A 26,492-nucleotide genomic window follows, 5' to 3' on the forward strand; every position below is an offset into this window, starting at 1 on the left:
CTAGCGCAACACCGCAAAACAATGTGCGGTTAGAGCCCCTAGAGAGGCTCGCCCATCAAAAAGAAGGAATAGACAATGTATAAAATTGCAAAAAACCCACTTGTTGGCTCAGCAATCACCGCCGCAGCACTATCAATTGCAGCCTTTACAACGCCAATTCATTCACGAGAACCAAGCTGCACAGCAGAATTGCAATCGATTAATTCTCTCCTTGAGAATACGAAATTAAGACCGGCGATCATGTTCAAGGTCGATGCTCTTCGCAAATCCGCAATAGCACGTAATTCACAAGGTGATGCAGAAGGCTGCATGCAAGATGTCAAAGACATCAAAGCATTGATAGGTTCCTAAAAGACTTGAAACCAAGAGCCGATTTCAAGAGCACAGCCAGCTTCAGGCATAAAGAGTACCCTCAGCCACAATAACCGCTGATCCTCCTATGCGGGCGGCGAAAAAATCGCCGTCCTCAACATCAATCTCAAGCATAATGTCAGACGCCCGCCCCATCTCAAAGCCCTGCTCAATCAAGAAAGAATAGTGACCGTCAGACAGGTTTTCAAATTCCATGATAGCACCTGCGAGAGCAGCAACCGCAGATCCAGTTGCTGGGTCTTCGGCAATACCAGCTTTCGGCCAAAACATGCGTGCATGAAACGCCGCATTGTCGCTTTCACCACCACGCGCATAAACAAAAGCATTGTCCCGCTCCGCCGTTTCAAAGGCTCTCTCCCACGCCGCTGGATTGGGCTTGATCTGCTTTATCGCATTGAGGCTACCCAAAGGCACCAGCGTAAAAGGAACACCTGCGCTATAAACGCCCGGTTGATATTTATCAAAGCCAATATCATCTTCATGAATACCAAGCGCTTCAGCAATATGCACCCGCGAGACGGCAGGTGCCACTGCTGCAGGACTATCTGGAAGCGTGAATATTGCATGACCAAGCTTACCCGGTTTCACCACCACACCAGTGCGCACCAACCCTACTTTTTCTTCTAAAGCGATGGCCACATCCGTTGGCAAATCAACGGCGCCGATTTTCTGTTTGGCTAAGAGCACAGCCGTGCCAACCGTTGGGTGTCCCGCGAAAGGTAATTCAGCGCTTGGTGTAAAAATTCTGATAGACGCGGCATTCGATGCATCATGTGGCGGAAAGACAAACACAGTCTCGGAGAGATTAAACTCCGCCGCAATCACCTGCATCATCTCATCTGAAAGCCCTTGCCCATCAAGCACCACAGCTAGTGGGTTTCCTTTAAACGGTATTTCGGTGAACACATCCAGAATGGCGTATGGGCGCTCCCTCACCTCATTCATTAGCTTATCCAACCGTTCGCCGCACAACTTCTTTTATCGTCAGCCCTTGCACAATGATTGAGAAGATCACCACCGCATAAGTCGCTGTCATAATAAGAGGTTTCGCGGCAACCGCCGGTAAGGACAAGGCAAGCGCCACTGAAATACCACCGCGCACGCCGCCCCATGTCAGCACCGGAATCACTCCACGCGAAAACGCAAAACCGAGCGACAAAGTGACAATCGGTATAGAGACCGCCGCAAAACGTGCGAACAAAACAATTGGAATGCTTGCAACGGCAACCCACGCGAATGAAGGATCAATCTGGATCACCAGAATTTCAAGACCGATAAGAAGGAAGAGAACGGAATTCAATATCTCATCAATCATTTCCCAAAAGCTGAACAAAGCATCGCGCGTGTCTTCGCTCATGGCACGCTCGGCCCCTTGGTTGCCAATGAAAAGCCCCGCAACCACAACCGCAATCGGTCCAGACAAATGAAGCCGCAAACAAAGTGCATAGACGCCCGCCACAAGACCCAGCGTCAAAAGAACCTCAACCATCTCGTGATCAATTTTCGCCATCATTTTATAAACGAGATAGCCGATAACGAGACCAACAACCGCCCCGCCAACCGCTTCAACAAAGAAAAGCTCCGCGATATGAAGCGCATCAATATTGCCGCCGTCGGCGCCAACCGCGACCGCCACAATAATGGTAAAAACAACGACACCTACACCATCATTGAACAAGCTTTCACCGGCAATCTTGGCCTCAAGCGTGTCGGGAATAGTGATCGACTTTAAAAGCGAAAGCACGGCCACCGGATCGGTCGGGCTGATTAACGCACCGAACACAAGCGCCCATGCAAACGATATAGGCACGCCAAACAGGCTTGCTGCGAAATAAAATAATGTACCAACAATGAAAGTAGATAGGACAACGCCAAATGTCGCCATCAGGCCAATCGGCCATTTTTGCTCCCGCATCAAATTCAAATTCACATGCAACGCACCGGCAAAAAGCAGAAAAGCCAACATGCCGTTCATCACAGTTTCAAAGAAATCTATCTGCCCGATTGCCGCTTGCACCGCATCCGTCACACCAAGTTGCGGCAAGAGCGCTTCAAGTCCAAGCAAAAGAAAAGAGGTAACCAGCGCCATCACCAGCAAGCCAATCGTATGCGGCAACTTGATGAAGGCGTTATTAAACCAGCTTAGACAAGCTGAGACGACTAAAATAAGAGCAATAATTTCAAATAATGTAAGCATGGCGACCCCGCAGAAATATCAATACAACAGTGATAGTTCGCGATTGAGCATCACGCAATTATAAAGATCGCCTCTGGTGAAAAATAGACTTTTTATGAACCACGGCGATCAGGAACATTACTTATCCGTCGCTCTTGGCCTTTCCATGGCTCGCCATCAATAGGCTGCGGCTCAGGCGGCGTCGGCTCAGGGACAACATCTGATTGATTGATATCATCCGGCACACTCGGTGCATCCCCTTCTAGAATATCAGTAAATTTCACACCCATAAACTCTTCAGTACGCCACATAACCTGGACGGATCGGCTAAGAGGGTTGGGATGAACATTTAATTCAAAATGCGATGGAATCAGATGGTTGTCATATATCTTTAAAAGCAGACCCGCCTCAGATTCATTACGGATCATACAACTCGCTGACGAATAGCGGTTATTGAACAAAATCGTACCCTTTTTCAAAGTACGTGTACGTTGGCTTGTTCTTTTTTCTTCTGGTTGGGACATCTGATAACCCTACCGCTCTTTTAAGGGGAATATTGCAAAATCGATGGTAAATTATTACTGAAAACGTTTAATTTCGACTTAATGTAATCTTGCCATCCAACAAAAAGGCCGACAAAAGCCGGCCTTTTCAACGATAATCCTATAAAAGAACTAGTTTTTAGACTTATCAACCAAAGCGTTGGATTTAATCCATGGCATCATGCCACGCAATTTCTCACCAACTTCTTCAATCTGGTGGCTATCGTTCAAACGACGAATACCTTTGAAACGTGCCTGACCAGCTTTACATTCCTGCATCCACTCAGAGGTGAATTTACCCGTTTGAATGTCTGTCAAAATGCGCTTCATCTCGGCTTTTGTTTCCGGTGTCACAACGCGCGGACCAGACATATATTCGCCCCACTCAGCTGTGTTTGAGATTGAGTAGTTCATGTTGGCAATGCCGCCTTCATAGATAAGGTCAACGATAAGCTTCACTTCGTGCAAGCATTCGAAATAAGCCATTTCTGGCGCGTAACCACCTTCAACCAGCGTTTCAAAGCCAGCGCGGATAAGTTCAACCAAACCACCACAAAGAACGGCCTGCTCACCGAACAAGTCAGTTTCGCACTCTTCTTTAAATGTTGTCTCAATAATGCCAGAACGACCGCCGCCAACGCCTGAGGCATAGGAAAGCGCAAGATCAAGCGCATTGCCAGTTGCATCTTGATCAACCGCAACAAGACATGGCACGCCGCCGCCTTTTTCATATTCGCCGCGCACTGTGTGGCCCGGGCCTTTTGGTGCGATCATCATCACATCAATTGTGTCTTTCGCTTCGATAAGCCCAAAGTGAACATTCAAACCATGAGCAAATGCCACGGCAGAACCATCTTTGATGTTCGCGGCAATATGGTCGTTATAAATATCAGCTTGAAGCTCATCAGGAGCGGCCATCATCATAAGATCGGAAGCAGCTGCAGCGTCAGCCACATTCATGACTGTGAAGCCATCGGCTTCTGCTTTAAGTGCTGTCGTAGAGCCCTCACGAAGAGCCACAATGATACCGGCAACACCGGAATCTTTAAGATTCATCGCATGGGCACGACCTTGTGAACCATAGCCGATGATCGCGACTTTTTTTGACTTGATAAGATTGAGATCAGCATCCTGATCATAATAAACGCGCATGGTTATTCTCCCTATTTGGCGTGTAGTTCTGTAAAATTCGATGCGCCATAAAGCGCAAAAAATTGATTTGTGGCGCGCGCAGCATCTTGGTCTATATCAACCAAAGAGGGTGTGACTTCATCCCCCAGCAGTGCACGTATTTGCATGTCACGGACAACAAGACCGAAAAACGCACGAAACGCTTCATCGATATTGTCAAATTCCAAAAGCTCGGCTTGCTGTCCCATCTCTAAAACGGGCTTTAAACGATGCGCCATAGCAAAAGGCCCATTGGTCAAAACAATGGTGCCAAGATCACTCTTTGAAGAAACCGCATGGCTTACCGCTGTACGGTTTAAGGCAATGGAAACATCACTCGATAAAACAGCAAGCCAGCGAGCAGCAAACTGCTCTAAGCTTTCACGCAAGCCTTTCAACGTCAGGCCTTCGCCCTTGGGCAAGTCGATTTTAACTTTTGAGGCTTGCCATTGTACGATTGCGGTCAACAGACCATCGCGGTCACCGAACCATTTATACAATGTCTCTTTTGAACAATTGGCGCGGCTTGCTACCGCATTCATTGTCAATGCATCCCCTGCCTCAACCATCAAATCAAGCGCTGCCGCCAGCACTTCACGTTGCCGCTTCGATAATTCCTGCTCAAAACTGGGTGTGGCTATATTCAAGGGGTCACTCACAATATCAGTACCGTACGGTACAGTACGATTTCTAACCCACTCCAAACAGTGACGCAAGTGAAAATTTCTACACGTTGGACTCTCTTCTGATTTGTCTTTTGTGTCGTCTTATTGTCCGCAAGATTTCAAAAAGCGTTTAACCGTAGCTGCCATACCATAAGTCAAAGCATCAGCCGTCAACCCATGACCAATAGAAAGCTCTGCAATCATCGGAGCTGCCTCAACGAGTGTCGGCACATTCGCAACCGTCAAATCATGGCCAGCATTAACTCCAAGCCCTAGCGCATGCGCAATACGTGCTGTACTTGCTAATATACTGACAGCCTTCATAGCCTCTAAGCTACCAAAGACTGCCAACCCATAAGCCCCAGTAAAGAGCTCAACCCGGTCAGCACCCACTGCTTTCGCATGTTCTGGAATGCTCTCATCAGGATTGATAAACAAAGCCACCCGCATGCCCTGCTCTTTCATGCGCGCAACCGTCTCTTCAAGTAAAGCTTGATTGGCAGGAATATCCCAGCCGTGATCCGATGTTGCCTGTGCTGGATCATCCGGAACAAAAGTCACTTGCTGCGGTTTGATAAGCTCGCACAATGCCAAAAACCGCTCATCGGGATAGCCTTCGATATTAAATTCTTTATTGGCAAATTGCGGTTCACTCAACAGCGCTGCCAAATCATCAACATCATGACGTTTAATGTGACGCTCATCGGGTCTCGGGTGAACTGTGATACCACAAGCACCCGTTTCCAATGCGATGCGGCTTAAATCAACTACGCTCGGCCACGGCAGTTCCCGCCTGTTACGCAAAAAGGCTATAGCATTCACATTAACAGATAATTCGGTACGCATTCAAAGGCCCTTCACAGAGATGATATCAGCGGCAAGCGGCCGTGTCTCACATCTAAAAATATCAAAGCTTTATTCTATGCCTCGTCATCCATCATGCCCCCTGCCCCACGACTGACAGCCGCGACACCGGTCTTACACACTTCAACAAGCCCAAGCGGGGCCATAACCTCAACAAACTGAGCCACGCGCGGTGAGCGGCCCGTCATTTGAAAAATGAAATGGTCCCTCGTCGCATCCACAACCTCTGCTTTGAAGGCCGCCGCAATGTGCAAGGCTTCAAGACGATTTTCACCGTTGCTCTTAACCTTCACAAGCGCTAATTCCCGTTCAAGCGGTTTGTCATGGCCTCGTTCGTGAGCAATAGCCGTCAAATCTTTGACCGCATGAACCGGCACAATGCGCGCAAGCTGACTTTTAATCTGCTCAAGCACGCCCAGTGTTCCCTTGGTCACGATGGTGATGCGAGATAATTGGCTTTCGTGTTCTGTCTCAGACACGGTCAAGCTCTCAATATTGTAACCACGTCCTGAAAACAATCCAATCACGCGTGCCAGAACCCCTGGCTCATCATCCACAAGAATTGAAAGTGTATGCGTCACTTCAACTTCAGGTTTGTCCACGAGGAAGTAAGCTGATTTCGGTTCTGATTTAGACATATTATGCCCCTGTTGAATCTGGTTTAAAACGTCTGCTTGCGACAAAGACGCCTAAAAGAATAATTAAAAGCGCTAGCCCTGAGTTAATGGAGGGTTGTTCAGAAAAAATCAAGAAGGCCCAGAAAACTCCAAACAGCGGGATCAACAAATTAATCTGACTGAAGAAGTTAGCACCCTGCCTGTTGATCAGCATAACCATCAAAAAAGACGCCAGAACCGTTTGGAAAATAGCAAGTAGAGCAACAGCCGCCAGCGGCGCAAAACTATAACCCAGCGTAAAAGGTCCCTCAATCAACCAAGCAAATAAAACCATAGGCACAAACCCATAGGTGATGCTCAGTGTAATCAATTGCGTCTTGGTGAGATGAAGCAAAAACTTGGTCACAACCGCATTCCCCGCATAACAGCCAGCAGCCAAAAGAATAGCGCCTTGGTGCAAGATATCACCTCCAAAGCCGACGAGAATAGAAGGACCAACCAATACGGCGACACCGATGATCCCCAAAAAAACACCAACCACCTTCGGTAAGGAAAACTTTTCATCATCAGTAAAAAAATGGGCGACGATAAGCGTCACCAGTGGCATAAAAGCCATCAAAACAGAAGTTAGCCCTGGCGCGACCACCTGTTGCCCCCACGCAATAAAGAAAAAAGGCATTGCCGTGTTCAGCAATCCTGCCAACAACAAAAGAACATGGGTTTTAAAGTCACGCGGCAAAGCCTGCTTCAACCACAAGAAAATCGCCCAAAGCAAGCCCACCGAAAGAAAAAGGCGATAGACCGTTTGGGTTGCAGGTGGAATTTCATCGACCGCTATTTTGGTCAAGACAAAGGCCCCTCCCCATACCGATGCCAACGCAAACAGAAGCAGATAATCGTAAACCTGAGGTGTCCGTCTTGTCACGGTGATCTCTCCTGCAACAGCGTTCTATGGGCAGAGCATTGAAAAAATAAATCCAGACAACATTCAGTGACATCCACCATAAAGCTGCCAGTCTCATTATTGCGCATAATTCCAGCACTCGCAGTCTAATAAAATACGGCTATAGCGAATTCATCTGGAAACAAATCAATTTTTGCCGAATGAACAAATATTTTAAAGAATTAATAAGAACTTTCGTTGAGCATGCGAATACAGCTGGCAAAGCCACATTCATTTAACGCTTAAAGTAACAGATAAACGAAAGATAAATATGCAAAACTTCTTCTCTAAGATCGGGATTAGTACAAAAATTTATCTAGTCGTTGGATTAGGCCTAATAGCTTTAATTGGCCTTGCGTTATTTTCATACAGCCAAGTCAAATTAATAGGCATTGAACTTACGGCTATCGCAGAAGAAGACATTCCACTTACCACACACGTCACCGAAGCAGCCACCAATCAACTTGAACAGACCATTCAACTTGAACGGATGCTTAAATACACAGCAGAATCTCGCCTTTTCACGGTAGACAAGACCCATTTTGAAAAAGCCAAGACAGCTTTCTTCTCATATGGGAAAAAAGTAAAACACGAACTTATTGAAGCAGAGCATCTCACACAAGCCATCCTCTCACATGCCAATACTCCTAAAGTTGAAGCAAAACTCAAAGCATTTTTGACCTTATTAAAACAGATTGAAAAAGAACATGATGTTTTTGAAACTCATGTTCATGATCTCGTCAAAATACTCGCTACAGATGATATCAAAAAAGCTCTAAAATATGGTGAGAAAATCGACGCTGAAGCAGAGAAGATTGACCATGAAATAAAAAAAGCTCTCGATGAAATAGCAGTCTTTACCAGTGAGGCAGCATTAAAAGCTGAGGAACATGAACACCAAACAGAATATTGGCTTATCATTGTATCTCTGTCACTCACCGCAAGCATCTTAATCATTGCAACTTTGATGATCCGCATAGGCATATCAAAACCATTGAAAAATATTGTCGTATCAATCAACGGTTTGTCAGCAGGTGAACTTGGGGAAAAGGTCACCGCTACATCCCATGATGAGATCGGCAGCATTGCAAAGGGTTTGGAAGAATTCCGCCTCAAACTTATTGACGCTCGACGCCTTGAAGCAGAAGCAACTGAAACACAACAGGTAAGCATAGAACGCTCAAATAAAATTGTACAGTTAAACAATGCCTTTGATCAAAATATCGGCAATATTTTAAGCACTGTTGCAGATGCCACCGAACAGTTAAATGGCACGGCAGAAACCATGTCCAGTGCGTCACAACAAACGAAAGCCCAAAGCGAACAAATCCTTTCCATGACCGAAACGGCGTCAAACAATGCTCAATCGGTAAGTTCAGCAGTTGAACAACTCAGCGCGTCAACCAGAGAAATTGGAGCGCAAACACAACGCGCAACCTCTGTTACAAAAGAAGCCGTTTCCGGCGCACAAGACGTTAAAGAACAAACTGCCACAATGGTTCTAAACGCAAAAAAAGTGAATGATGTCGTCGAAATGATCAGCTCAATCACAGAGCAGACAAACATGCTTGCCCTCAATGCGACAATTGAAGCAGCCCGTGCCGGTGATGCAGGCAAAGGCTTTGCTGTTGTTGCCGCAGAAGTGAAACAACTCGCCAATCAGACAGCCGAGGCGACAGAACAAATCACAAGCCAAATCGGTACCATGCAGAATATGACAGAGAAAACCGCCACCGCTATTGAAGATATTGTTGGTCGCATCACCAATGCAAACGACGCAATTGAAACAATAACGGTTGCCGTTGAACAGCAAGGCCTCGCCATTGAAGAAATTAACGGCAACGTTTTGCAGGTATCAAACAGCGCTCACGAAATCGCATCAACCATGGGCGAAGTAACGACATCAGCTGATGAGACAGGTAAATCAGCAATAGATGTTATGGGAGCAGCGCAACAGTTAGATGGTGAGTCAACCCATCTTAATGGGGAAATTCAAGAATACCTAAATTCTATCAAAACAGCTTAAGGGAAGTGCTGCAAGGTATTTAAGCACCCTATCTCTCACCAAAATCATCACCAACAATCACAGACGCAAAAGCATCGATCACTTGCTGTTTTGATAGCTTGCCCGGACGAGGTTCTTGAAAGGCGACCATGATCGGGCGTTCTTTTATATAAACGGCAATCCATTTTTCATAAAGAACACCGGCGTCATCCTTCTGTGTACCTCGAAACAAGATCATCTCATTATCGTTCCAAGTAATCGTCTCGGTACCCTCAACAACAATACCTCTATTGTTGAGCGTCGGCGTTGCGCGTTCAACAGATGCAAACATTTCCCCAAGAGATCCAACTGCTTGTATCGGGAAAGAGTTCACCGTAAAGGAGCCATCCGTTTTGACATCTTCAACACCAGGAAACCTGAATGACACTTTATAGTTCGCAGGCGGGACTATGGTGACATTGGTCGTCGGCACTAACACACGTTTTGATACAGGTGCAAGATAGGAGGCCAGCAAATAAGCAACACCCACAAGCACGATCAATATTGAATAATTTCTTATGGGATGTTTCATCAAGCTCTCCCGCACGACACACTTAAACCAGTGTTGCACCGCCTTCATCAATTGCCTTGTCGATGTCTTCGTCATTCACCTCATCGCTGAGCAGCATTTCATTATGCGCTTTGCCAGACGGGATCATCGGGAAACAATTGGTAAGATTAGCAACACGACAATCGAAAATGACAGGCTTATCGCAGTCAATCATCTCTTTAATTTTATCATCCAGCTCATCCGGCTTGTCACAAGACATACCAACGCCGCCATAGGCTTCAGCAAGCTTCACAAAATCAGGCAGCGCATTGCTGTATGAATTGGACAGGCGATTACCATGTAGAAGCTGCTGCCATTGGCGCACCATGCCCATGTACTGATTATTGAGGATGAAAATCTTCACCGGCAAATCAAACTGGACACAGGTCGACATTTCTTGAAGCAGCATTTGAATGGACGCATCACCAGCAATATCAATAACTAAGCTATCAGGATGCGCGACTTGCACACCCATGGCAGCTGGGAAACCATAGCCCATCGTGCCAAGACCACCTGATGTCATCCAGCGGTTTGGTTCTTCAAAACCAAAATACTGCGCAGCCCACATCTGGTGTTGGCCCACTTCCGTGGTGATATAGGTGTCATGCCCCTTGCTCATTTCGTAAAGTCGCTCGATGGCATATTGCGGCATAATAACATCGCTGTTTGACTTGTAATTCAAACACTTGCGCGCACGCCATTTATCAATTTGTTTCCACCAGCTTTTTAAAGCGGCAGCATCGACTTTTCGCTGCTCTTCTTTCCAAATATGGATCATAGCCGCCAGCACATATTCAACATCGCCAACGATTGGAATATCAACCATGATATTCTTGTTGATCGATGAAGGATCCATATCAATATGGATCTTCAAGGAATTTGGCGAGAACGCATCTGTGCGTCCTGTGATGCGGTCATCAAAACGCGCACCGATACAAACCATCACATCGCAATCATGCATCACCATATTGGCTTCATAAGTGCCGTGCATACCAAGCATACCAAGCCAGTTGTCACCGGAGGCCGGATAAGCGCCAAGGCCCATCAATGTGGATGTGACGGGGAAACCCGTCAGCTCAACTAACTCACGCAATTTTGCTGTTGCGCCGTCGCCGGAATTGATAACCCCGCCACCGGTATAAAGCACAGGCATCTTCGCTGAAGCCATTGCTTGAACAGCCGCGCGGATCGCATTTGCATCACCTTCAAGCTGTGGTTTATAGCTTTTATGATAGCGCCGCTGGCCGCTTGTATAAAGCCCACTGGCAAATTGCACATCTTTTGGAATATCAACCACAACAGGACCAGGCCGTCCGGTCGTTGCAACATAAAAGGCTTCATGCAAGATACCAGGCAAATCATCGACATTTTTCACCAGCCAATTGTGCTTGGTGCAAGGACGCGTGATGCCAACAGTATCGCACTCTTGAAATGCATCATTACCGATGAGATGGGTTGGCACCTGACCTGTGATGCAAACAAGCGGAATACTATCCATCATCGCATCTGTCAGTGCGGTCACCATATTCGTTGCACCGGGCCCTGAAGTCACCAGCGCTACACCGGCTTTTCCCGTTGAGCGCGCATAGCCTTCCGCCGCATGCCCTGCGCCCTGCTCGTGGCGCACCAATATGTGTTCAATATCGTCTTGCTGGCAAATCTCATCATAGATCGGAAGCACAGCACCACCGGGGTAACCGAAAATATGCTCCACACCATTATCGCGAAATGCCTGCAGCACCATTTCAGCACCAGTCATTTCGACGCCAGAACCCGCAGCCCCAGCTAAAATGGCATCGCTCATCGCAGTATCGGCACTCATCTTCATTCTCCCTCAGCGCTCCCGTGCGCCACTTTCTTTATTCCATTCAATGCTCATCTCATTCAATAGGCAAGCAACAAAAAAGGCTCCCTTTTGGGAGCCTGTTTTCCGCACATCACCGTTCCGAGAAGCTTAAAAAGCTTCTCCGGCAATGTGCTTAATCACCACAAGAATAAAATTAGTCATCTGATCTACTCAAGTTTCACGTTACACAAAGGGTTAATCCCCACAAGGATATGTGTCAAGAGTTTGTTCAACTGCATCAAATGAAACCTCTGATGCAAGACAACACTAGTGAGTAATATTTACCCGAAAATTATGGCGACCATTAGCTTTTACCAGATTGAACAAGGCACGTGCATTACCTGGCGCCAAACGGATACAACCGTGTGATGCAGTCCGACCCAAACGGCTTACTTGATTGGTGCCATGAATTGCATAACCGCGATAAAAGAAGATCGAATTTGGCATTGGTGCACCGTGATACTTTTTAGAAAAGTACTTTCTATGCATCCGCGTAACACCCCATCGTCCTGTTGGTGTTCTAAATCCTTTTTTACCAGAAGAGATAGAAAATGAATATTTCAGTTTCCCCCCGTGATAAACTTTCATCTTTTGCTGTGAAAGATCAATTTTAGCTTCTACTCTCGCCGCCCAAGAAGGAGCGCTCATAAAACCAAATACAATCATGAATGCTATAATAAATAATCTCATATCAACCTCAAAACTACGCTTACTACATCCGCCACACATACAATAATGCATAAAAATCATTTTAAATATAGACTTACACAAAAATTATTTTTTTATACTTAGCTCCTGAAAAATGAATTCACGAAGACTAAGTGTTTATTCAAGATATGCTTAAATTCATTCCATCTAAGCGCTTCCAAGCCTCACCCGTCTGGTTTCGCGCTCATAATATTATCTCTGAGGGATGTAATTAAGCTCACCATCTCATCAAGGGTTTCAAAATCATAGCCCGTTTGACCAATGATGCATTTGGTAATATCTCCAGCCTCTTTCTCGAGCGCTGATCCGCTATGCGTCAAAAACACAAACACCTGTCTCTCATCTGTTTTGCCGCGCCTTCTCTCAACATAACCCAAACCTTCAAGGCGTTTAAGAAGAGGTGTAAGAGTGCTTGATTCCAATTTGAGATATTCACAAAGTTCGCCAACGCTCACGCCATCCTTTTCCCACAACACGGTCAAAGTAATATATTGCGGATAAGTAAGATTAAGCTTCTTAAGCAAAGGCGCATAAGCCCGATTAAAAGCATGGCCTGCGGAATAGATAGAAAAACAAATAAGCTCTTTTGCGCTTTTAGGTAGATCGTCGTTGAGAACAGTTCGCGGCATAGGCCTCTTCCAAAAAATATAATTCAATCATCACGGTTGAATTGCCTATATCATCATTGACAATAGAGCCAAACCTTCCCTAATATATCGCACACGATATAATCGCTCAATATAAAATAACGGTAAAATGCAACCACCGACAAAGAAAGATAATAAAAAATGAAGTTATCAATTGTAAGCGCATTAGCAGCACTGATTATGAGCACAACAGCACAGGCAGAAGAGACAAAAATTGCATTGCCTGCTGACTATCAATCCACTTTCACGAATTATCTCAATCTGGATAGAGTCCAAAATGACGACCAGATAATTCATCTATATGCCAATGATATTGCCATGAAGGGTCGGGATGCTTCTGGCAAGTTTCCTAATGGGTCAATCGTCATCGGCGAAGTTTATAAAGCAAAAAAAGACGAAAATGGTGATGTCATAGAAAGCCAACTTGGCCAACGCATCCGTGGCAAACTTGCTATCATAGCAGTTATGGAAAAACAGGAAGGCTGGGGCAAGGATTTCAGCGAAGAACATAAAAACGGTGACTGGGATTTTGCAGCCTTTAAACCTGATGGAACTGATGCAAAAAAAGACCTCAATAGCTGCCGAGCCTGTCATGCGCCATTGGCAGAACAAGACCATCTCTTCTCATTCGAACATATTGGCCAGCATATAGGTCGCTAGTTCCGCTTGTTTTCATCATCAACGTCGATACGCTGCCAATCTTCTCCCATCTGATTGCGTAGCCATGTCATTTGCCTCTTGGCGTATCGGCGGCTTTCTTGTTTTGCATCAAGAATAGCATCCTCCAACGGCATTGTGCCCTCAAGATGGGCCATAAATTGCGGCACGCCAATTGCCTTCATAGCTGGCAGGTCCCAATCCAGCTGCAATTTGGCAAGCGCTGCAACCTCCTCAAGCGCGCCCTCACCCACCATCGCGTCAAAGCGAGCATTAATACGCTCATAAAGAACATCGCGCTCAGGCAAGGCAATAATTTTGCGGCAGTCTTTCGCTGATAAAAGTGGCGAAGCTTGCGCCTCTTGTTGCCAATGCAAAATCGATTTGCCTGTAGCCTCATAGACTTCAAGAGCCCGCAAAATGCGCTGGGCATCCGTCGGCTTTAAGCTATCAGCCATTTGGGGGTCAACAGCCGCCAGCCTTTGATGCATTTTTTCCGCATTCTCTTCTAAAAAGAGCGCCCTTAAGCCAGCACGCACCTCATCAGCTATGTCGGGAATGCGCGCAAATCCTTCAAGCAACGCCTTAAAATAAAGCCCTGTTCCGCCAACAATGATCGGCAGTTCATCTTCAGCCAAACCCGCCAGAAGCTCGCCCATTTCATCCAGCCAGCGGCCAGTATTAAAAACTTCCTTTGAGGACACGAATCCATAAAGTACATGCTTCACCTGCGCTTCATCGTCTACGCTTGGTCGCGCGCTAATAATGCGCAATTCACGATAAACTTGCATAGAATCCGCATTGACTATAATTGGACACAAACCTGCACGCTTTACGCGATCGGCTTCAAATAATGCCAATGACGACTTGCCGCTCGCCGTTGGTCCCGCTATCAAAACGGCACGTTCACTCATTCTGTAAAGTTCCTTCATGTCTCTTGTAACAACTCTTATATCTGATCCTAGAAATCCACAAATCACGGGTGAAATCATTGGTATGGTAGCTGACGCCTTAGATCGTATGATCGTCGTCTCATGGCTCGACCAACAAGCTGCATGTGATTTTGATCTCAATGCCAATGAGGTCGAGCGCATTCAAGCGCTGGCGCCACAACTTAATGCGCTTAAGATCGATTGCGCCATTCAAAAGGCGAGCGAGCGGCGCAAAACTGTTTTGGTGGCCGACATGGATTCCACTATGATCGAACAAGAGTGCATTGATGAACTGGCAGATGCCATTGGCATTAAAGACAAAGTGTCGAACATCACGGAGCGAGCCATGCGCGGTGAGATCGAGTTTGACCCCGCCCTTCGCGAACGCGTCCTGCTTTTAAAAGGCCTGCCTCTATCCAAGATCGATGAAGTGATCGAAAATCATATCACACTGCGTGCCGGCGGACGCCAACTTGTTCAAACCATGAAGGCGAAAGGTGGATATACCGCTCTTGTCTCTGGCGGCTTTACAATGTTCACCAGCCGCATCGCAGCAATGCTCGGTTTTGATGAAAACCGCGCGAATACATTACTCACCGAAGAAGACAGATTGAGCGGCATGGTGCAGGAGCCAATTCTGGGGTCTGATGCAAAAGTAGCGGCCGTTCAAGAGATCTGTGCCAAACTCAAAATTACACCATCAAATGTCATGGCGATCGGCGACGGGGCAAATGATCTTGGCATGATAAAGCTGGCCGGATCAGGCGTTGCCGTTCACGCCAAACCAAAGGTCGCTGAAGAGGCCAATATCGCCATCAACCACGGCGACCTGACAGCTCTGTTGTATCTACAAGGCTACTCAAGCAATGAATTTGTGACTTAGGGCGCAAGCCGGTATCAAGTTCTATTCTGTTTTAATGGCAACAAATCTCAGTTCACCATCAATACCTGACATCAAAAAGAGGACTGACTTTCTGTCTTCTTGTTTTAACGCTTCAAGCCGCGCCACAATAGCGTCGCGTGTTTCTACAATGCTTTGGCCAACTTCCATGACGACTTCGCCGACCAACACGCCTTTTTCAGCGGCTTTAGAATCCGTCTCGACATGCGTAATCACGAGTCCTTTGATGCTATCGGCAACTTTATATTTTTCCCGCAATTCTTCTGTTAGCTCAGTGACGGTCATACCCAATATAACAGTCGGATCATCCGAATTTGGCTTTTCTTTTTCAGTGCCTAAGCGGGTTGAATCATTATTCGCCAGTTTCTCGCCCTCTTCCAAACGGCCAAGGTCAACCTTGAATTTCAGTGTTTTTCCTTTCCGGAAAACCTCCACATCAACGGCTTCACCAACCGGCGTATCAGCAACCATACGAGGCAAATCTTTCATCTCTTTGACAGGGCGGCCATCAAAGGTAACGACTACATCACCAGCCGCAATACCAGCAGCCTCTGCCGGCCCTGTTGCTGTCACGCCTGCCACCAGCGCGCCGCGCGGTTCGCCAAGCTCAAGACCAACCGCAATATCTTCCGTGACCTGTTGAATGCGCACGCCCAACCAACCACGACGGGTTTCACCAAATTCCCGCAACTGAGAAATAACAGCTACAGCCGTGTCACTAGGAACAGAAAAACCAACCCCGACGGAACCACCGCCTGAAGGCGAGAAAATTGCTGTATTAATACCAATCACTTCGCCCTTTTCGTTAAACAGCGGGCCACCTGAATTACCTTTATTGATCGCAGCATCGGTTTGAATGAAATTATCATAAGGGCCAGAATTTATGTCGCGATTAATCGCAGACACAATGCCCGCAGAAAGTGAACTGGAAAGGCCGAACGGATTACCAATCGCCATCACCCAATCGCCAACCCGCATTTTTTCAGACGAGCCAAAATTCACAAAAGGCAAAGGCTTGTCAGATTTAACTTTCAAAACCGCCAAATCAGTTTTTTTATCCGTGCCAACAAGCTCCGCAATCAACGCGTCTCCATTAGCAAAATTGATTGTAATTTCATCAGCACCTTCAATCACATGATTATTGGTAATGATGATGCCGGATGAGTCGATAACAAAGCCTGACCCTAAAGATTGCACGCGTCTTTGACGCCCTTGGCCTCTTTCTTGACGCTCAAAAAACTCATCAAAAAACTCTTCGAAAGGCGAACCATCAGGGGCTTCAGGGCGCTGCGGTCCACGGTTGCGTCTTGCCTCACCACCAACATTAGTCGCTGTTGAAATATTCACCACTGCATCAAGCAAAGTTTCAGCCAGATCAGCAATGGAGTCTGGACCATTATGAGCGCGAACACTCTGACCGCTTGTTGATATAAGGAGAGCAAATGCCGCAAGTAACGGGATCAAATAGGAAAATTTTTTGCCAAATGCGGCTGATATCTGCGCGCTCATCTAAGTGCATCCTTCAAGGTGTCATGTTGATTTATAACATGATGCTAAATGGATTGCATATCAACGCGACATAACGTGCTTTTGATAAATAAAATGATTTTTCCGCAGTTCAACAGTCACTTTTTAGCCGCGCATCAACCAAACGATGAAAACGCCGGCGCCAAGAGCGACCAAGCCGCCCGTCCTTAATGATGATGATGGCATCTGTAAAAAACGAGCCATCATCGCTTTTGTTTGATCGGGGAACGCCGCATAGACGATCCCCTCAATCACAAGAACGAGGGCAAGACCAACAATAAGATCACTCACCCTCAAACCCTACCTAGTTGCCGCTTGCTGATGGCAAATCCGGACGGGTTGCCCCATCGTTTTTAAAGTAACGGAAAAACTCAGAATCAGGAGACAAGACAAGCGTTGTATCCGTGCCTTCAATCGCATTTTCATAAGCACTCATAGAGCGATAAAACTCGAAGAATTCAGGATCACGGCCAAACGCCTCCGCGAACAAACGGTTCCGCTCTGCATCACCTTGACCACGAAGAATTTCGCTATCACGATTGGCCTCAGCCACAACTTCAACTGCCTGACGGTCTGCGATCGCTTTGATACGCTGCTCCGCCTCACGACCGCGCGCACGCAGTCTTTCAGCTTCGGCCAAACGTTCAGCCGACATACGGTCAAATGTTTGTTGCGAGACTTCTGCGGTCAAATCCGTACGACGTACCCGCACATCAACAACCTTCATACCAAAGGCCTTCACCTGTGGAATAAGGAGCTGGCGTACCTCAAGCATCATTTCATTGCGTTCTTCTGAAAGAGCGGCCTCAAAGCCACGACGACCATAAACATCACGCAATCCATCATTAAGACGGGTTCTTAAAAGGCGCTCTGCCTGTTGAATGCTACCGGATGCACGCTCTTTAAACAGCGACAAATCTTCAATGCGATACACCACGAAGGCATCAACCACATAGAATTTACCACCACTCACTTGAAGTGTAATATCTTCAAGGTCGAGACGAATAAACCGATCTTCTACAACTTGAACTGTTTCAACAATATTGGTTGGAACTTTGAAATATAGACCAGGCTCTTTGATGATACGTTTGATCTCACCAAATCTCAAAACCAGCGCCTGCTGTCGCTCGTTGATAACAAAGACCGACGAATAAACGATAAAGAAGAGAATAAGCAATGCGCCTAAAATTAAAGGAAAACGGTTGGCCATGATTATTGTCCTTCATTTGTATTTGTAGAGTCTTTTGCTCGCTTTTGAATTTCAGGCAATGGCAGGTAAGGAACAACGCCCTGACCACCTGATTCACCACCAAGTATGACTTTATTAGAACTGCGCAAGACGCGCTCCATTGTCTCCAAGAACAAGCGTTTACGTGTTACGTCCGGCGCTTTTGAATATTCATCATAAATAGACACAAAACGCTGTGCTTCACCGTTTGCTTCTTCAACAACACGTTTTTTATAAGCCGCCGCACCCTCACGGATACTGGCAGATTCACCACGTGCTGCACCCAGTTTTTGGTTTGAATAACGGTTTGCTTCTTCAACAAAACGATCTTCGTCCTGCTCAGCACGTTGCACTTCATCAAAAGCATCAGCCACTTCGCGTGGCGGCGCCACGTTTTCGATTGTGATCCGGTTGATTTGAATACCTGTGCCATAACTTTCAAGCGTTGCTTGCGTAATAGCCCGCACTTCTTCAGAAATTGCCGCTCGTTTGTCACGGAAAATATCCTGCGCCAGACCACGACCAACCACCTCACGCATAGCGCTTTCAGCGACTTTCGTTACCATCTCTTGAGGGTCTTCAACATTGAACAAGAAAGCCTGAGGGTCGACCATCTGCCACAAAGCGGCAAATTCGACTTCCACAATATTTTGATCACCTGAAAGCATGAGCCCAGCACCAGCAGAACCACGTGTTGAGACACCACCAATCACAATGCGATTTTCACTCACCTGTGCCACTTCTACTGTTTCAAACGGCCACCAATGAAAATGCAATCCCTGATTGGAAATCTCAGTCTTCGGCTTACCGAACAATAATTCAACACCAAGTTGATTTGGCTGGATTTGATAAAAGGACTGCGTCAGCCATAAACCAATCGCGAAGATACCTATTAAAGCCATCATAAACATATTGGGTTTGTCGCCGCCGCCAGGCATTACCTGTTTGATGCGGTCTTGCCCCCTGCGCAGCATTTCTTCCAGATCAGGTGGTTGATTGCCACCACCGCCACCATTGCCACCTGAAGGACCATTGCCCCATGGGCCACCGCCATTACCGCCGCCATTGCCCCAAGGGCCTTTATTGCCGCCGCCGCCATTATTATTGCTCCAAGGCATTCAGTTATTCCTCAAGTGTTGGGGATTGTTATGATTATTTATCAATCCCAGTTGCTCGTCCTAAGTAAACCTAAAAACAGAATAGTTTCAGATAAATTTAGGGCTTTATAGGTTAGGTTTCGCATGCTTACAACGCACATTAACAGCTAAACGCTCTCCTATAGAATATGGCCATTTTGTAGATAAAGGAAAGTCATGAGCCCCATTTGGGTAGAAACAAGGTAAATTCAAGCCACTTTACGCTCATAAATACGATATATTGTCGCCGCATTGTCTTTTTCGCCACGCGGCACTTCCTCTTCAAAAACTATTTTCCACTCTTCTTCATCAATTTTTGGAAAATACGTGTCCCCGTTTGGGGTAGCATCCACATGCGTGATGTACAATCGATCCGCATATTCCATTGCACTCGCATAAATCTGACCACCACCAGTAATCATCAATTCATCCTGCCCGGTTTTGAACGCCTCGACTTTTGCAATGATGATCGCATCATCAAGCGAGTTGGAAAGAACAGCACCCTCAAGCTTAAGTGATTGATTTCGAGTAACCACGACATTCAACCGGCCTGGCAATGCCTTACCGACGCTTTCAAATGTGCGCCGACCCATGATGATCGGCTTGCCCATCGTCACCGCTTTAAACCGTTTCAAGTCGGTCGAAAGCCGCCACGGCATATCATTATCTGCACCAATAACATTATTGCCAGCAACCGCTGCTATCAGTGAAATTGTGATATCACCCATACCTTATACCGCCACAGGCGCTTTAATATGAGGTGCGGCAACATAATCAACCAACTCAAAATCATCATAGGTGAAATCGAAAATCCCCTGCCCTCGGTCTTTAATTAACATTTGAGGCAAGGGGCCCGGCGAACGGGTAAGTTGTTCTTTTGCTTGCTCAACATGGTTTGCATAAATATGGGCATCACCAAAAGAATGGACAAATTCCCCCAGCTGTAGCCCGCTCACGCGCGCAACCATCAATGTTAAAAGTGCGTAAGACGCGATATTAAATGGCACACCTAAAAAGATATCAGCCGAGCGCTGATAAAGCTGACACGACAGCTTGCCATCAGCCACATAAAACTGAAAAAGCGAGTGACATGGCGGCAAAGCCATATCGTCCACTTGCGACGGATTCCATGCTGATACAATCAAACGCCGACTATCGGGATTTGATTTAATCTGCACCATCAATTTACTGATTTGATCTACACTACCGCCATCAGCCTTTGGCCATGAGCGCCATTGGTATCCATAGACCGGCCCCAGATTACCATCCTCATCTGCCCAATCGTCCCATATTGAAACGCCATTTTCTTTCAGATAGCTAATATTAGTATCACCATTCAAGAACCATAAAAGCTCGTGAATGATTGATCTCAGGTGCAACTTCTTTGTTGTCAACAAAGGAAAGCCGTCCGCCAGATTAAATCGCATCTGATAACCGAAAACAGAGCGTGTACCCGTACCAGTTCTGTCTTCTTTGACAGCACCATTTTCAAGCACATGACGCATGAAATCCAAGTATTGCCGCATGAAAATTCCTAATTCAGTGAGAATGCATGCCACAGTGCCAAAAACAAAACGAGCGGGTCAAACCCGCTCGTTAAATGCTTATTGTTACCCACAGCTTTCAAAAGTTTGCGGGACTTAGAACCTTACAGGTCGCCGAGTTTTCCAACTTCTTTTGCGCAAAGATAATAGAAAGTAACCCGTGATTTATTGGATTTAGAAGGTTTCATGATCTCACATACTCGAGCAATGACTTTATCGGCAGCAGCGCCATCGCTTTGGCCAAGCTTTTTCTTCATCCAACCGTCGCGCACTCGTCCAAGTTCTTTATCGTCAGAACAAGAAACCAATGACGAATCACGATTACGCAGCGCAATGCCCAGATGTTTGACAATCTTTTTGACAATCTCTTCACTTGCACCGCTATCGTACTTTTTCACGTCTCCAAAATAATCACTCATAATTTATTCTCCTCATAAAATCAGAACTCGACAAGGTTCAACATGCATTTTGCATACTGAACAGAAAATTAACAACACATTAATTGATCTTCATTTCAAGTATAGATACACCAAACCCACAACTTATAAGTGCAAAAATTCGTATTTTCTCGGTATTTGATTAAATGTTCTTTCCTAAAATCGCTCAGAAAACCGTCAAAATACAACCTCAGATTGATATGGTTAATGTCTTATAAATACTTTGCTAGTAGAACCATAATTTGAAATTAACAGCGTTAACCAGCCTATCTATAGATGAATAAAATGCGTGATTATCCATTACCCGACAACGAGCATGATCGGTTAAACCAACTCGAATCACTGCGCATATTGGATACGTTACAAGAAGAAGCCTTCAATCGTATTACTCGCATCGCCTCCCATACACTCGACATGCCTATTGCTCTCGTTAATTTCGTCGGTGCAGATCAGCAATGGTTTAAGGCTAAGGTCGGCGTTGATATTTCACAAATGCCACGTGACCATGGTTTTTGTTCACATGCAATCTGTAGTAATGCGATATTAGAAATAAAAGACGCGACAAAAGATCCGCGCTATGCTGATAACCCACTTGTACTGGGAGGTCCTAATGTTCGTTTTTACGCAGGCGCTCCCCTTTGCGTCAATAACACTTACAATTTAGGAACACTCAGCATTATTGACACCAAGCCTAGAAGCTTGAGTGCAGATGAAAGAATTCTCTTAACTGATCTTGCCGCAATGGCGACAGAGCTAATAGAACTACACCAAACAACTCAGCGCGCAATCAAGGCTGAAGAACGATTGATTGATGCGGTTGAGACCATACCAGATGGTTTTGTACTTTTTGATAAAGACGATAAACTCGTCATGTGCAATCAACGTTATAAAGATCTCTATTCCGAGACAGCAGAACACTTGTTACCCGGCATGCTCTTTAGCGATATGATTCGCAAAGGTGTCGAATGCGGCCAATATCCAGAAGCCATTGGCAATGAAGAAGCCTGGATTGAAAATAGATTAGAGCGGCATCGCGAATCGAACAGTACCCTTGAGCAACAATTGCCGGGTGACCGTTGGTTGCGCATTCAAGAACGCCGCACAAGTGAAGGCGGCATGGTCGGTTTCCGAGTAGACATTACACAGTTAAAACGACAGCAAAGAGAACTATCTCGCCTTGCATGGACCGACGGCCTAACGAACTGTTTGAACCGTCGTCGCTTTGTTGATCTGGTCAACGGCGAAATCAACCGCGGACAGCGGTCGAACACACCAGGCGCATTGATCTTAATTGATATCGATCATTTCAAAAAAATTAATGATGTGTTTGGGCATGCAGCAGGCGATCAGGTTTTGGTCGAACTGGTAAAGCGTTGGAATATCGAATTGCGGGAGTATGATCAACTTGCAAGAATCGGCGGAGAAGAATTCGCAATTCTTCTACCTCAATGCGATGATAATGGGGCCGAGCTCGTTGTTGAGCGTCTTCTCAAGATAACATCAGACCAACCAATACGCGTTAAAGGTGTTGATATTTCCATTACAATGAGCGCTGGATTAATTATGTTCTCATACCGCGAAGATACGGTAGACACAGCCTTGGCTCGTGCCGACGAAGCGCTGTATACAGCCAAAAGACAAGGCCGTAATTGCTACGTTACAAAAGCAGCATAATCATTGAATTTACTTAGCTCAATATCTTGCCTGGATTCATAATATCCCGCGGATCAAGCGCTTGTTTAATGGCGCGCATATAGTCCACACCATCGCCCATTTCATCAACCAGATATTTTTGTTTGCCTTGTCCTATTCCGTGTTCGCCCGTACAGGTACCGTCCATAGCTAAAGCACGCTTATTAAGACGAGACACAAAGGCCTCGACCGCTGCAACCTCGGCTGGATTGTTTTCGTCCAGTAAAACAAGCACATGAAAATTACCATCGCCAACATGCCCAACGATTGGCGCCAGAAAACCTTGATCTGCGATATCTTTTTGAGTCTCCACCATACATTCAGCTAATCTGGAAATTGGAACGCAGACATCAGTTGCAATAGCTTTTTTGCTAGGGGCAAGCTGCAAAGCGGCCCAGTAAGCATCATGTCGTGCCTGCCACAGCTTTGTCCGCTCTTCGTCATCCGTGGTCCAGATAAATTCACCACCACCGTGTTCAGTGACAATCTCAGCGAACATATCAGCTTGCTCACGAACGCCCGTAACAGAGCCATGAAACTCCAAAAGCAAAAGTGGCTCTTCACGCAAAGCAAGCTTCGAATAAGCGTTCACCGCCTTCACTTGCATTGTATCAAGAAGCTCAATACGCGCCACAGGTATACCCATCTGCATGGTTTCAATAACGGCATTACAAGCCGCCTCTTCTGTCGGGAAAGAACATGAACCACCCGATACCGCTTCAGGTATTCCATAAAGGCGAAGTGTCAATTCAGTGATAATCCCAAGCGTACCCTCAGCCCCTATCAAAAGCCGCGTCAAATCATAACCGGCAGAAGATTTTCGTGTCCGTTTCGCAGTCTTAATAATGCGCCCATCAGCCATCACCGCAGTGAGCGAAATGACATTATCGCGCATCGTCCCATAACGAACAGCATTAGTGCCAGAGGCGCGCGTTGATGCCATGCCGCCAAGGCTCGCATCAGCGCCCGGATCAATAGGAAAAAACAACCCCGTATCACGCAAATAAATATTGAGTTCTTTGCGAGTAATTCCCGCTTGAACCGTGCAATCAAAGTCTTCAGGATAAACCTCAATCACCTCATTCATATGCGACAAATCCACACAAATACCGCCAAAAGGTGCATTCACATGACCTTCAAGAGAAGTACCCGCACCAAAAGCAATCACCGGCACATTATAATGCCCGCAAGTTTTCACAATCTCGGCCACCTCTTGCGTGGAATGCACAAAAATAACCGCATCAGGAGCTTGGTTGGAGAGAAATGTTGTTGTGTGCCCATGCTGTTCACGCACAGATTGCGCGGTAGAAAGCCTATCGGCAAAACGTTGACGCAAAACATCGATGGCCGTCTCAACACCCGAAATGTTTCTTTCATCCACAGAACTCATCAGCTTCCCTCCTGCATTTTGTTTATCCTGAGGATTAAATGAAATTTTGCAAATTCTTTTGCGCTTGACCCTAATCATTTTTTGCTTTCGCTCGCCGTCAGGCGTACCCTTTAAAAAGAAAGAGAGATTCTGAATTTAGATTATGACGCCGCCAGAACAGAAACCACCACGCGAAAACCCCATCAAGGCCCGTATCTTATCCATACTGGCATTGCCTTTATTTGCGGTTGTTATCCAGTGGATAAAGCCCAACCTGACCTATTACCAAACCACCCGTCAGCCAACACTATGGCTTTTTGGTCTTATCGCTGGAACATGTGTGGGTATAGCCACAATAGGTTTTCGTGAACTCCTTGGGCTTTTTCAATTAATCTGGCTTCAAGACATGAGCGAATTTGTGGCAACAGCAGCCCGCAAACAACCTTGGTGGGTAATTCTCATCACCCCGACAATTGGCGGCCTGATTGTCGGTATTATGCTTGAAAAACTCATGATAGGAAAACGCGCTTTAGGTGTGCCAGATGTCATAGCTGCGCGCGCCCAAACCACCCAGCGCCTATCGTTCAGACAAGGTATCTATAGCGCGCTGATCTCCGCCACTTCTCTCGGCTTTGGTGCAAGTTCCGGCCGTGAAGGTCCAGTTGTTCATCTTGGTGCCACCATTTCCACCTTCTTTTCCGAAAAACTTGGAATGGGTGGACGTGGCACCCGCATTATGTTGGCGTGCGGTGTCGCCTCAGCTGTATCCGCATCCTTTAACGCACCCATTGCCGGTGTTTTATTTGCCCATGAAGTTATCCTTGGACATTATGCCGCCAGCGCTTTTGTGCCTATCGTCATCTCCTCTGTTGCCGGCACAGTCATCTCAAGGCTGTACTTCGGAGAAACCGCCGCCTTTATCATCCCCGATTATCAAATTACATCTTATTGGGAATTCCCTGCCTTCGCGCTTCTGGGTGTTGTTTGCGCGCTTGTTGCAATTGCCTTTCAGGCAACATTAGTCGGTGCCGACTGGACCGCCCGCCACATTAACATACGCCTATGGATGCGCCCTGTCCTTGGAGGGCTTTTGATCGGCTTTATTGCCATGTTCTACCCTGAAATACTGGGGGTAGGATATGAGGCAACCAACCAAGCCCTTCATGGTCAACTGACTCTCACTATTCTCATAAGCTTGCTCATCTTAAAAACAGTGGCCACCGCCATAACACTCGCCTCGCGCTTTGGAGGTGGCGTCTTTTCGCCCGCCCTTTATCTTGGCGCCATGACAGGCGGAGCCTTTGGACTGGTAGCAGCAGGTTTCTCGCCTGATCTGGCATCGAGCGGCGGTGTTTATGCCATTCTCGGCATGGGCGCAGTGGCGGCCAGCGTTATTGGCGCTCCAATCTCAACCGTTTTAATCGTTTTCGAGCTGACTGGCGGCTATACGCTAACCATTGCTTTGCTTATAACGATCGCTATTTCCCATGGCTTAACACAAGCCTTGCATGGGCGTTCGTTCTTCCACTGGCAATTAGAAATGCGCGGGCTATTCGTGCAGGAAGGACCACACAAATATCTCGGCAAAAACACCTATGTCGGCGAAATCATGCGCCCACTTGCCGATGACGAAGAGGTGGAACCCTTTGACCCAGGCAGCGGGGAGACCTATTTACGCCCTGGCGATACATTAGAGACAGCTTTGCGCTCGTTCGATACAAGCGACAACCATCGCATCCCTGTCGTTGACCCTGGGGATGCCACCAAAGTTCTCGCCTTCGTGGTTCACGTCGACGTCCTCAGTCGTTTCAACTCAGCCCTCATCAATGCAAGCGAAGAAGAACATCGATAAGAGATTAGCCTCTTGATGATCGCATTATTCATTGGATAAGAACCACAAGCGCATGAGTTGCCTTCTGCTTGTC

27 protein-coding genes are annotated in these 26,492 nt (G+C 46.5%); 6 read left to right on the forward strand and 21 right to left on the reverse strand.

Annotated features, from left to right (window positions below; genetic code table 11):
- Positions 1-75: 75 nt before the first annotated feature.
- Complete coding sequence (locus ABJ081_03565; protein MEP6355738.1) at positions 76-351, forward strand: hypothetical protein; 276 nt, start codon at positions 76-78, stop codon at positions 349-351.
- 42 nt (positions 352-393) lie between these two features.
- Here the strand turns inward: ABJ081_03565 and ABJ081_03570 are convergent, their stop codons facing one another.
- From ABJ081_03570 to ABJ081_03605, 8 genes are all read right to left on the reverse strand, one after another.
- Positions 394-1,317, reverse strand: coding sequence for a PhzF family phenazine biosynthesis protein (locus tag ABJ081_03570; GenBank protein ID MEP6355739.1), 924 nt, complete (start codon positions 1,315-1,317; stop codon positions 394-396).
- Positions 1,318-1,321: 4 nt separating this feature from the next.
- The gene (locus tag ABJ081_03575) at positions 1,322-2,569 is read right to left on the reverse strand and encodes a sodium:proton antiporter (protein ID MEP6355740.1); all 1,248 of its coding nucleotides are present in this window, start codon (positions 2,567-2,569) and stop codon (positions 1,322-1,324) included.
- A gap of 92 nt (positions 2,570-2,661) precedes the next feature.
- Positions 2,662-3,072: a hypothetical protein gene (locus ABJ081_03580; GenBank protein ID MEP6355741.1), complete on the reverse strand. Its 411-nt coding sequence runs from the start codon at positions 3,070-3,072 to the stop codon at positions 2,662-2,664.
- 150 nt (positions 3,073-3,222) lie between these two features.
- Positions 3,223-4,242, reverse strand: a complete 1,020-nt coding sequence (gene ilvC / locus ABJ081_03585) for a ketol-acid reductoisomerase (protein MEP6355742.1) — start codon at positions 4,240-4,242, stop codon at positions 3,223-3,225.
- An 11-nt stretch (positions 4,243-4,253) separates the two neighbouring features.
- Positions 4,254-4,919 (reverse strand): TetR/AcrR family transcriptional regulator, encoded by a 666-nt coding sequence (locus ABJ081_03590; GenBank protein ID MEP6355743.1) that lies wholly within the window; start codon positions 4,917-4,919, stop codon positions 4,254-4,256.
- A 108-nt stretch (positions 4,920-5,027) separates the two neighbouring features.
- A complete protein-coding gene (locus tag ABJ081_03595) occupies positions 5,028-5,771 on the reverse strand; it encodes a pyridoxine 5'-phosphate synthase (GenBank protein ID MEP6355744.1) in 744 nt (247 codons plus the stop codon).
- Positions 5,772-5,845: 74 nt separating this feature from the next.
- The gene (ilvN, locus tag ABJ081_03600; protein MEP6355745.1) at positions 5,846-6,427 is read right to left on the reverse strand and encodes an acetolactate synthase small subunit; all 582 of its coding nucleotides are present in this window, start codon (positions 6,425-6,427) and stop codon (positions 5,846-5,848) included.
- A 1-nt stretch (position 6,428) separates the two neighbouring features.
- Positions 6,429-7,331 carry a DMT family transporter gene (locus tag ABJ081_03605; protein ID MEP6355746.1) on the reverse strand — a complete coding sequence of 301 codons (903 nt, stop codon included), beginning with the start codon at positions 7,329-7,331 and terminating at the stop codon, positions 6,429-6,431.
- Between the two features lie 289 nt (positions 7,332-7,620).
- Between ABJ081_03605 and ABJ081_03610 the strand changes: the two genes are divergently transcribed.
- Entirely contained in the window at positions 7,621-9,375 is a 1,755-nt protein-coding gene (locus tag ABJ081_03610) for a methyl-accepting chemotaxis protein (protein MEP6355747.1), read from the forward strand.
- A 28-nt stretch (positions 9,376-9,403) separates the two neighbouring features.
- On the opposite strand, the gene ABJ081_03615 is transcribed toward ABJ081_03610, so the two are convergent.
- The 4 genes from ABJ081_03615 to ABJ081_03630 form a co-directional block, all read right to left on the reverse strand.
- A complete protein-coding gene (locus tag ABJ081_03615) occupies positions 9,404-9,925 on the reverse strand; it encodes a hypothetical protein (GenBank protein ID MEP6355748.1) in 522 nt (173 codons plus the stop codon).
- A 22-nt stretch (positions 9,926-9,947) separates the two neighbouring features.
- On the reverse strand, positions 9,948-11,702 hold the full coding sequence (locus ABJ081_03620; protein MEP6355749.1) for an acetolactate synthase 3 large subunit: 1,755 nt from the start codon (positions 11,700-11,702) through the stop codon (positions 9,948-9,950).
- 354 nt (positions 11,703-12,056) lie between these two features.
- Positions 12,057-12,479 (reverse strand): L,D-transpeptidase, encoded by a 423-nt coding sequence (locus ABJ081_03625; protein ID MEP6355750.1) that lies wholly within the window; start codon positions 12,477-12,479, stop codon positions 12,057-12,059.
- A gap of 182 nt (positions 12,480-12,661) precedes the next feature.
- Positions 12,662-13,126 (reverse strand): MarR family transcriptional regulator, encoded by a 465-nt coding sequence (locus tag ABJ081_03630; GenBank protein MEP6355751.1) that lies wholly within the window; start codon positions 13,124-13,126, stop codon positions 12,662-12,664.
- A 159-nt stretch (positions 13,127-13,285) separates the two neighbouring features.
- Between ABJ081_03630 and ABJ081_03635 the strand changes: the two genes are divergently transcribed.
- Positions 13,286-13,804, forward strand: coding sequence for a cytochrome P460 family protein (locus ABJ081_03635; GenBank protein ID MEP6355752.1), 519 nt, complete (start codon positions 13,286-13,288; stop codon positions 13,802-13,804).
- Here the strand turns inward: ABJ081_03635 and miaA are convergent.
- Positions 13,801-14,715, reverse strand: a complete 915-nt coding sequence (gene miaA, locus ABJ081_03640; protein ID MEP6355753.1) for a tRNA (adenosine(37)-N6)-dimethylallyltransferase MiaA — start codon at positions 14,713-14,715, stop codon at positions 13,801-13,803. The two genes, ABJ081_03635 and miaA, sit on opposite strands and share 4 nt — an antisense overlap.
- Before the next feature lie 16 nt (positions 14,716-14,731).
- Here miaA and serB point away from each other — a divergent pair, with 16 nt between their 5' ends.
- Positions 14,732-15,616 carry a phosphoserine phosphatase SerB gene (serB, locus tag ABJ081_03645; GenBank protein MEP6355754.1) on the forward strand — a complete coding sequence of 295 codons (885 nt, stop codon included), beginning with the start codon at positions 14,732-14,734 and terminating at the stop codon, positions 15,614-15,616.
- Positions 15,617-15,637: 21 nt separating this feature from the next.
- Here the strand turns inward: serB and ABJ081_03650 are convergent, their stop codons facing one another.
- The 7 genes from ABJ081_03650 to ABJ081_03680 all read right to left on the reverse strand — a co-directional run bounded on the left by ABJ081_03650 (position 15,638) and on the right by ABJ081_03680 (position 21,488).
- On the reverse strand, positions 15,638-17,143 hold the full coding sequence (locus tag ABJ081_03650) for a Do family serine endopeptidase (GenBank protein ID MEP6355755.1): 1,506 nt from the start codon (positions 17,141-17,143) through the stop codon (positions 15,638-15,640).
- 123 nt (positions 17,144-17,266) lie between these two features.
- Positions 17,267-17,452 (reverse strand): DUF2065 domain-containing protein, encoded by a 186-nt coding sequence (locus tag ABJ081_03655; protein ID MEP6355756.1) that lies wholly within the window; start codon positions 17,450-17,452, stop codon positions 17,267-17,269.
- A gap of 13 nt (positions 17,453-17,465) precedes the next feature.
- Positions 17,466-18,374: a protease modulator HflC gene (locus ABJ081_03660; GenBank protein ID MEP6355757.1), complete on the reverse strand. Its 909-nt coding sequence runs from the start codon at positions 18,372-18,374 to the stop codon at positions 17,466-17,468.
- On the reverse strand, positions 18,374-19,507 hold the full coding sequence (hflK, locus tag ABJ081_03665; protein MEP6355758.1) for an FtsH protease activity modulator HflK: 1,134 nt from the start codon (positions 19,505-19,507) through the stop codon (positions 18,374-18,376). The genes ABJ081_03660 and hflK overlap by 1 nt, the downstream gene beginning before the upstream one ends.
- Positions 19,508-19,734: 227 nt before the next feature.
- The gene (locus tag ABJ081_03670) at positions 19,735-20,253 is read right to left on the reverse strand and encodes a dihydrofolate reductase (GenBank protein ID MEP6355759.1); all 519 of its coding nucleotides are present in this window, start codon (positions 20,251-20,253) and stop codon (positions 19,735-19,737) included.
- A 3-nt stretch (positions 20,254-20,256) separates the two neighbouring features.
- Positions 20,257-21,051 (reverse strand): thymidylate synthase, encoded by a 795-nt coding sequence (locus tag ABJ081_03675; GenBank protein ID MEP6355760.1) that lies wholly within the window; start codon positions 21,049-21,051, stop codon positions 20,257-20,259.
- 122 nt (positions 21,052-21,173) lie between these two features.
- Positions 21,174-21,488 (reverse strand): DUF2853 family protein, encoded by a 315-nt coding sequence (locus ABJ081_03680; GenBank protein ID MEP6355761.1) that lies wholly within the window; start codon positions 21,486-21,488, stop codon positions 21,174-21,176.
- Between the two features lie 303 nt (positions 21,489-21,791).
- On the opposite strand from ABJ081_03680, the gene ABJ081_03685 reads away from it, so the two are divergent.
- Entirely contained in the window at positions 21,792-23,180 is a 1,389-nt protein-coding gene (locus ABJ081_03685) for a diguanylate cyclase (protein MEP6355762.1), read from the forward strand.
- A 13-nt stretch (positions 23,181-23,193) separates the two neighbouring features.
- Here ABJ081_03685 and ABJ081_03690 read toward each other — a convergent pair whose 3' ends face one another.
- On the reverse strand, positions 23,194-24,588 hold the full coding sequence (locus tag ABJ081_03690; GenBank protein ID MEP6355763.1) for an FAD-linked oxidase C-terminal domain-containing protein: 1,395 nt from the start codon (positions 24,586-24,588) through the stop codon (positions 23,194-23,196).
- Positions 24,589-24,730: 142 nt separating this feature from the next.
- Between ABJ081_03690 and ABJ081_03695 the strand changes: the two genes are divergently transcribed.
- Entirely contained in the window at positions 24,731-26,419 is a 1,689-nt protein-coding gene (locus ABJ081_03695; protein MEP6355764.1) for a chloride channel protein, read from the forward strand.
- Positions 26,420-26,492: the final 73 nt, after the last annotated feature.

This window comes from Hyphomicrobiales bacterium (assembly GCA_039989895.1).
Classification (GTDB): Bacteria; Pseudomonadota; Alphaproteobacteria; order Rhizobiales; family JACESI01; genus JACESI01.

Bases quoted from the DNA above. Each gene is read 5' to 3' on its own strand.
- ABJ081_03570 (MEP6355739.1), bottom strand. From the start codon at position 1,317: ATGAATGAGGTGAGGGAGCGCCCATACGCCATTCTGGATGTGTTCACC.
- miaA (MEP6355753.1), bottom strand. From the start codon at position 14,715: ATGAGTGAACGTGCCGTTTTGATAGCGGGACCAACGGCGAGCGGCAAG.
- serB (MEP6355754.1), top strand. From the start codon at position 14,732: ATGTCTCTTGTAACAACTCTTATATCTGATCCTAGAAATCCACAAATC.
- ABJ081_03625 (MEP6355750.1), bottom strand. From the start codon at position 12,479: ATGAGATTATTTATTATAGCATTCATGATTGTATTTGGTTTTATGAGC.
- ABJ081_03670 (MEP6355759.1), bottom strand. From the start codon at position 20,253: ATGGGTGATATCACAATTTCACTGATAGCAGCGGTTGCTGGCAATAAT.
- ABJ081_03615 (MEP6355748.1), bottom strand. From the start codon at position 9,925: ATGAAACATCCCATAAGAAATTATTCAATATTGATCGTGCTTGTGGGT.
- hflK (MEP6355758.1), bottom strand. From the start codon at position 19,507: ATGCCTTGGAGCAATAATAATGGCGGCGGCGGCAATAAAGGCCCTTGG.
- ABJ081_03630 (MEP6355751.1), bottom strand. From the start codon at position 13,126: ATGCCGCGAACTGTTCTCAACGACGATCTACCTAAAAGCGCAAAAGAG.
- ABJ081_03685 (MEP6355762.1), top strand. From the start codon at position 21,792: ATGCGTGATTATCCATTACCCGACAACGAGCATGATCGGTTAAACCAA.
- ABJ081_03595 (MEP6355744.1), bottom strand. From the start codon at position 5,771: ATGCGTACCGAATTATCTGTTAATGTGAATGCTATAGCCTTTTTGCGT.
- ilvC (MEP6355742.1), bottom strand. From the start codon at position 4,242: ATGCGCGTTTATTATGATCAGGATGCTGATCTCAATCTTATCAAGTCA.
- ABJ081_03575 (MEP6355740.1), bottom strand. From the start codon at position 2,569: ATGCTTACATTATTTGAAATTATTGCTCTTATTTTAGTCGTCTCAGCT.
- ABJ081_03695 (MEP6355764.1), top strand. From the start codon at position 24,731: ATGACGCCGCCAGAACAGAAACCACCACGCGAAAACCCCATCAAGGCC.
- ABJ081_03565 (MEP6355738.1), top strand. From the start codon at position 76: ATGTATAAAATTGCAAAAAACCCACTTGTTGGCTCAGCAATCACCGCC.
- ABJ081_03580 (MEP6355741.1), bottom strand. From the start codon at position 3,072: ATGTCCCAACCAGAAGAAAAAAGAACAAGCCAACGTACACGTACTTTG.
- ABJ081_03620 (MEP6355749.1), bottom strand. From the start codon at position 11,702: ATGACTGGTGCTGAAATGGTGCTGCAGGCATTTCGCGATAATGGTGTG.
- ABJ081_03635 (MEP6355752.1), top strand. From the start codon at position 13,286: ATGAAGTTATCAATTGTAAGCGCATTAGCAGCACTGATTATGAGCACA.
- ABJ081_03610 (MEP6355747.1), top strand. From the start codon at position 7,621: ATGCAAAACTTCTTCTCTAAGATCGGGATTAGTACAAAAATTTATCTA.
- ABJ081_03675 (MEP6355760.1), bottom strand. From the start codon at position 21,051: ATGCGGCAATACTTGGATTTCATGCGTCATGTGCTTGAAAATGGTGCT.
- ABJ081_03650 (MEP6355755.1), bottom strand. From the start codon at position 17,143: ATGAGCGCGCAGATATCAGCCGCATTTGGCAAAAAATTTTCCTATTTG.
- ilvN (MEP6355745.1), bottom strand. From the start codon at position 6,427: ATGTCTAAATCAGAACCGAAATCAGCTTACTTCCTCGTGGACAAACCT.
- ABJ081_03690 (MEP6355763.1), bottom strand. From the start codon at position 24,588: ATGAGTTCTGTGGATGAAAGAAACATTTCGGGTGTTGAGACGGCCATC.
- ABJ081_03680 (MEP6355761.1), bottom strand. From the start codon at position 21,488: ATGAGTGATTATTTTGGAGACGTGAAAAAGTACGATAGCGGTGCAAGT.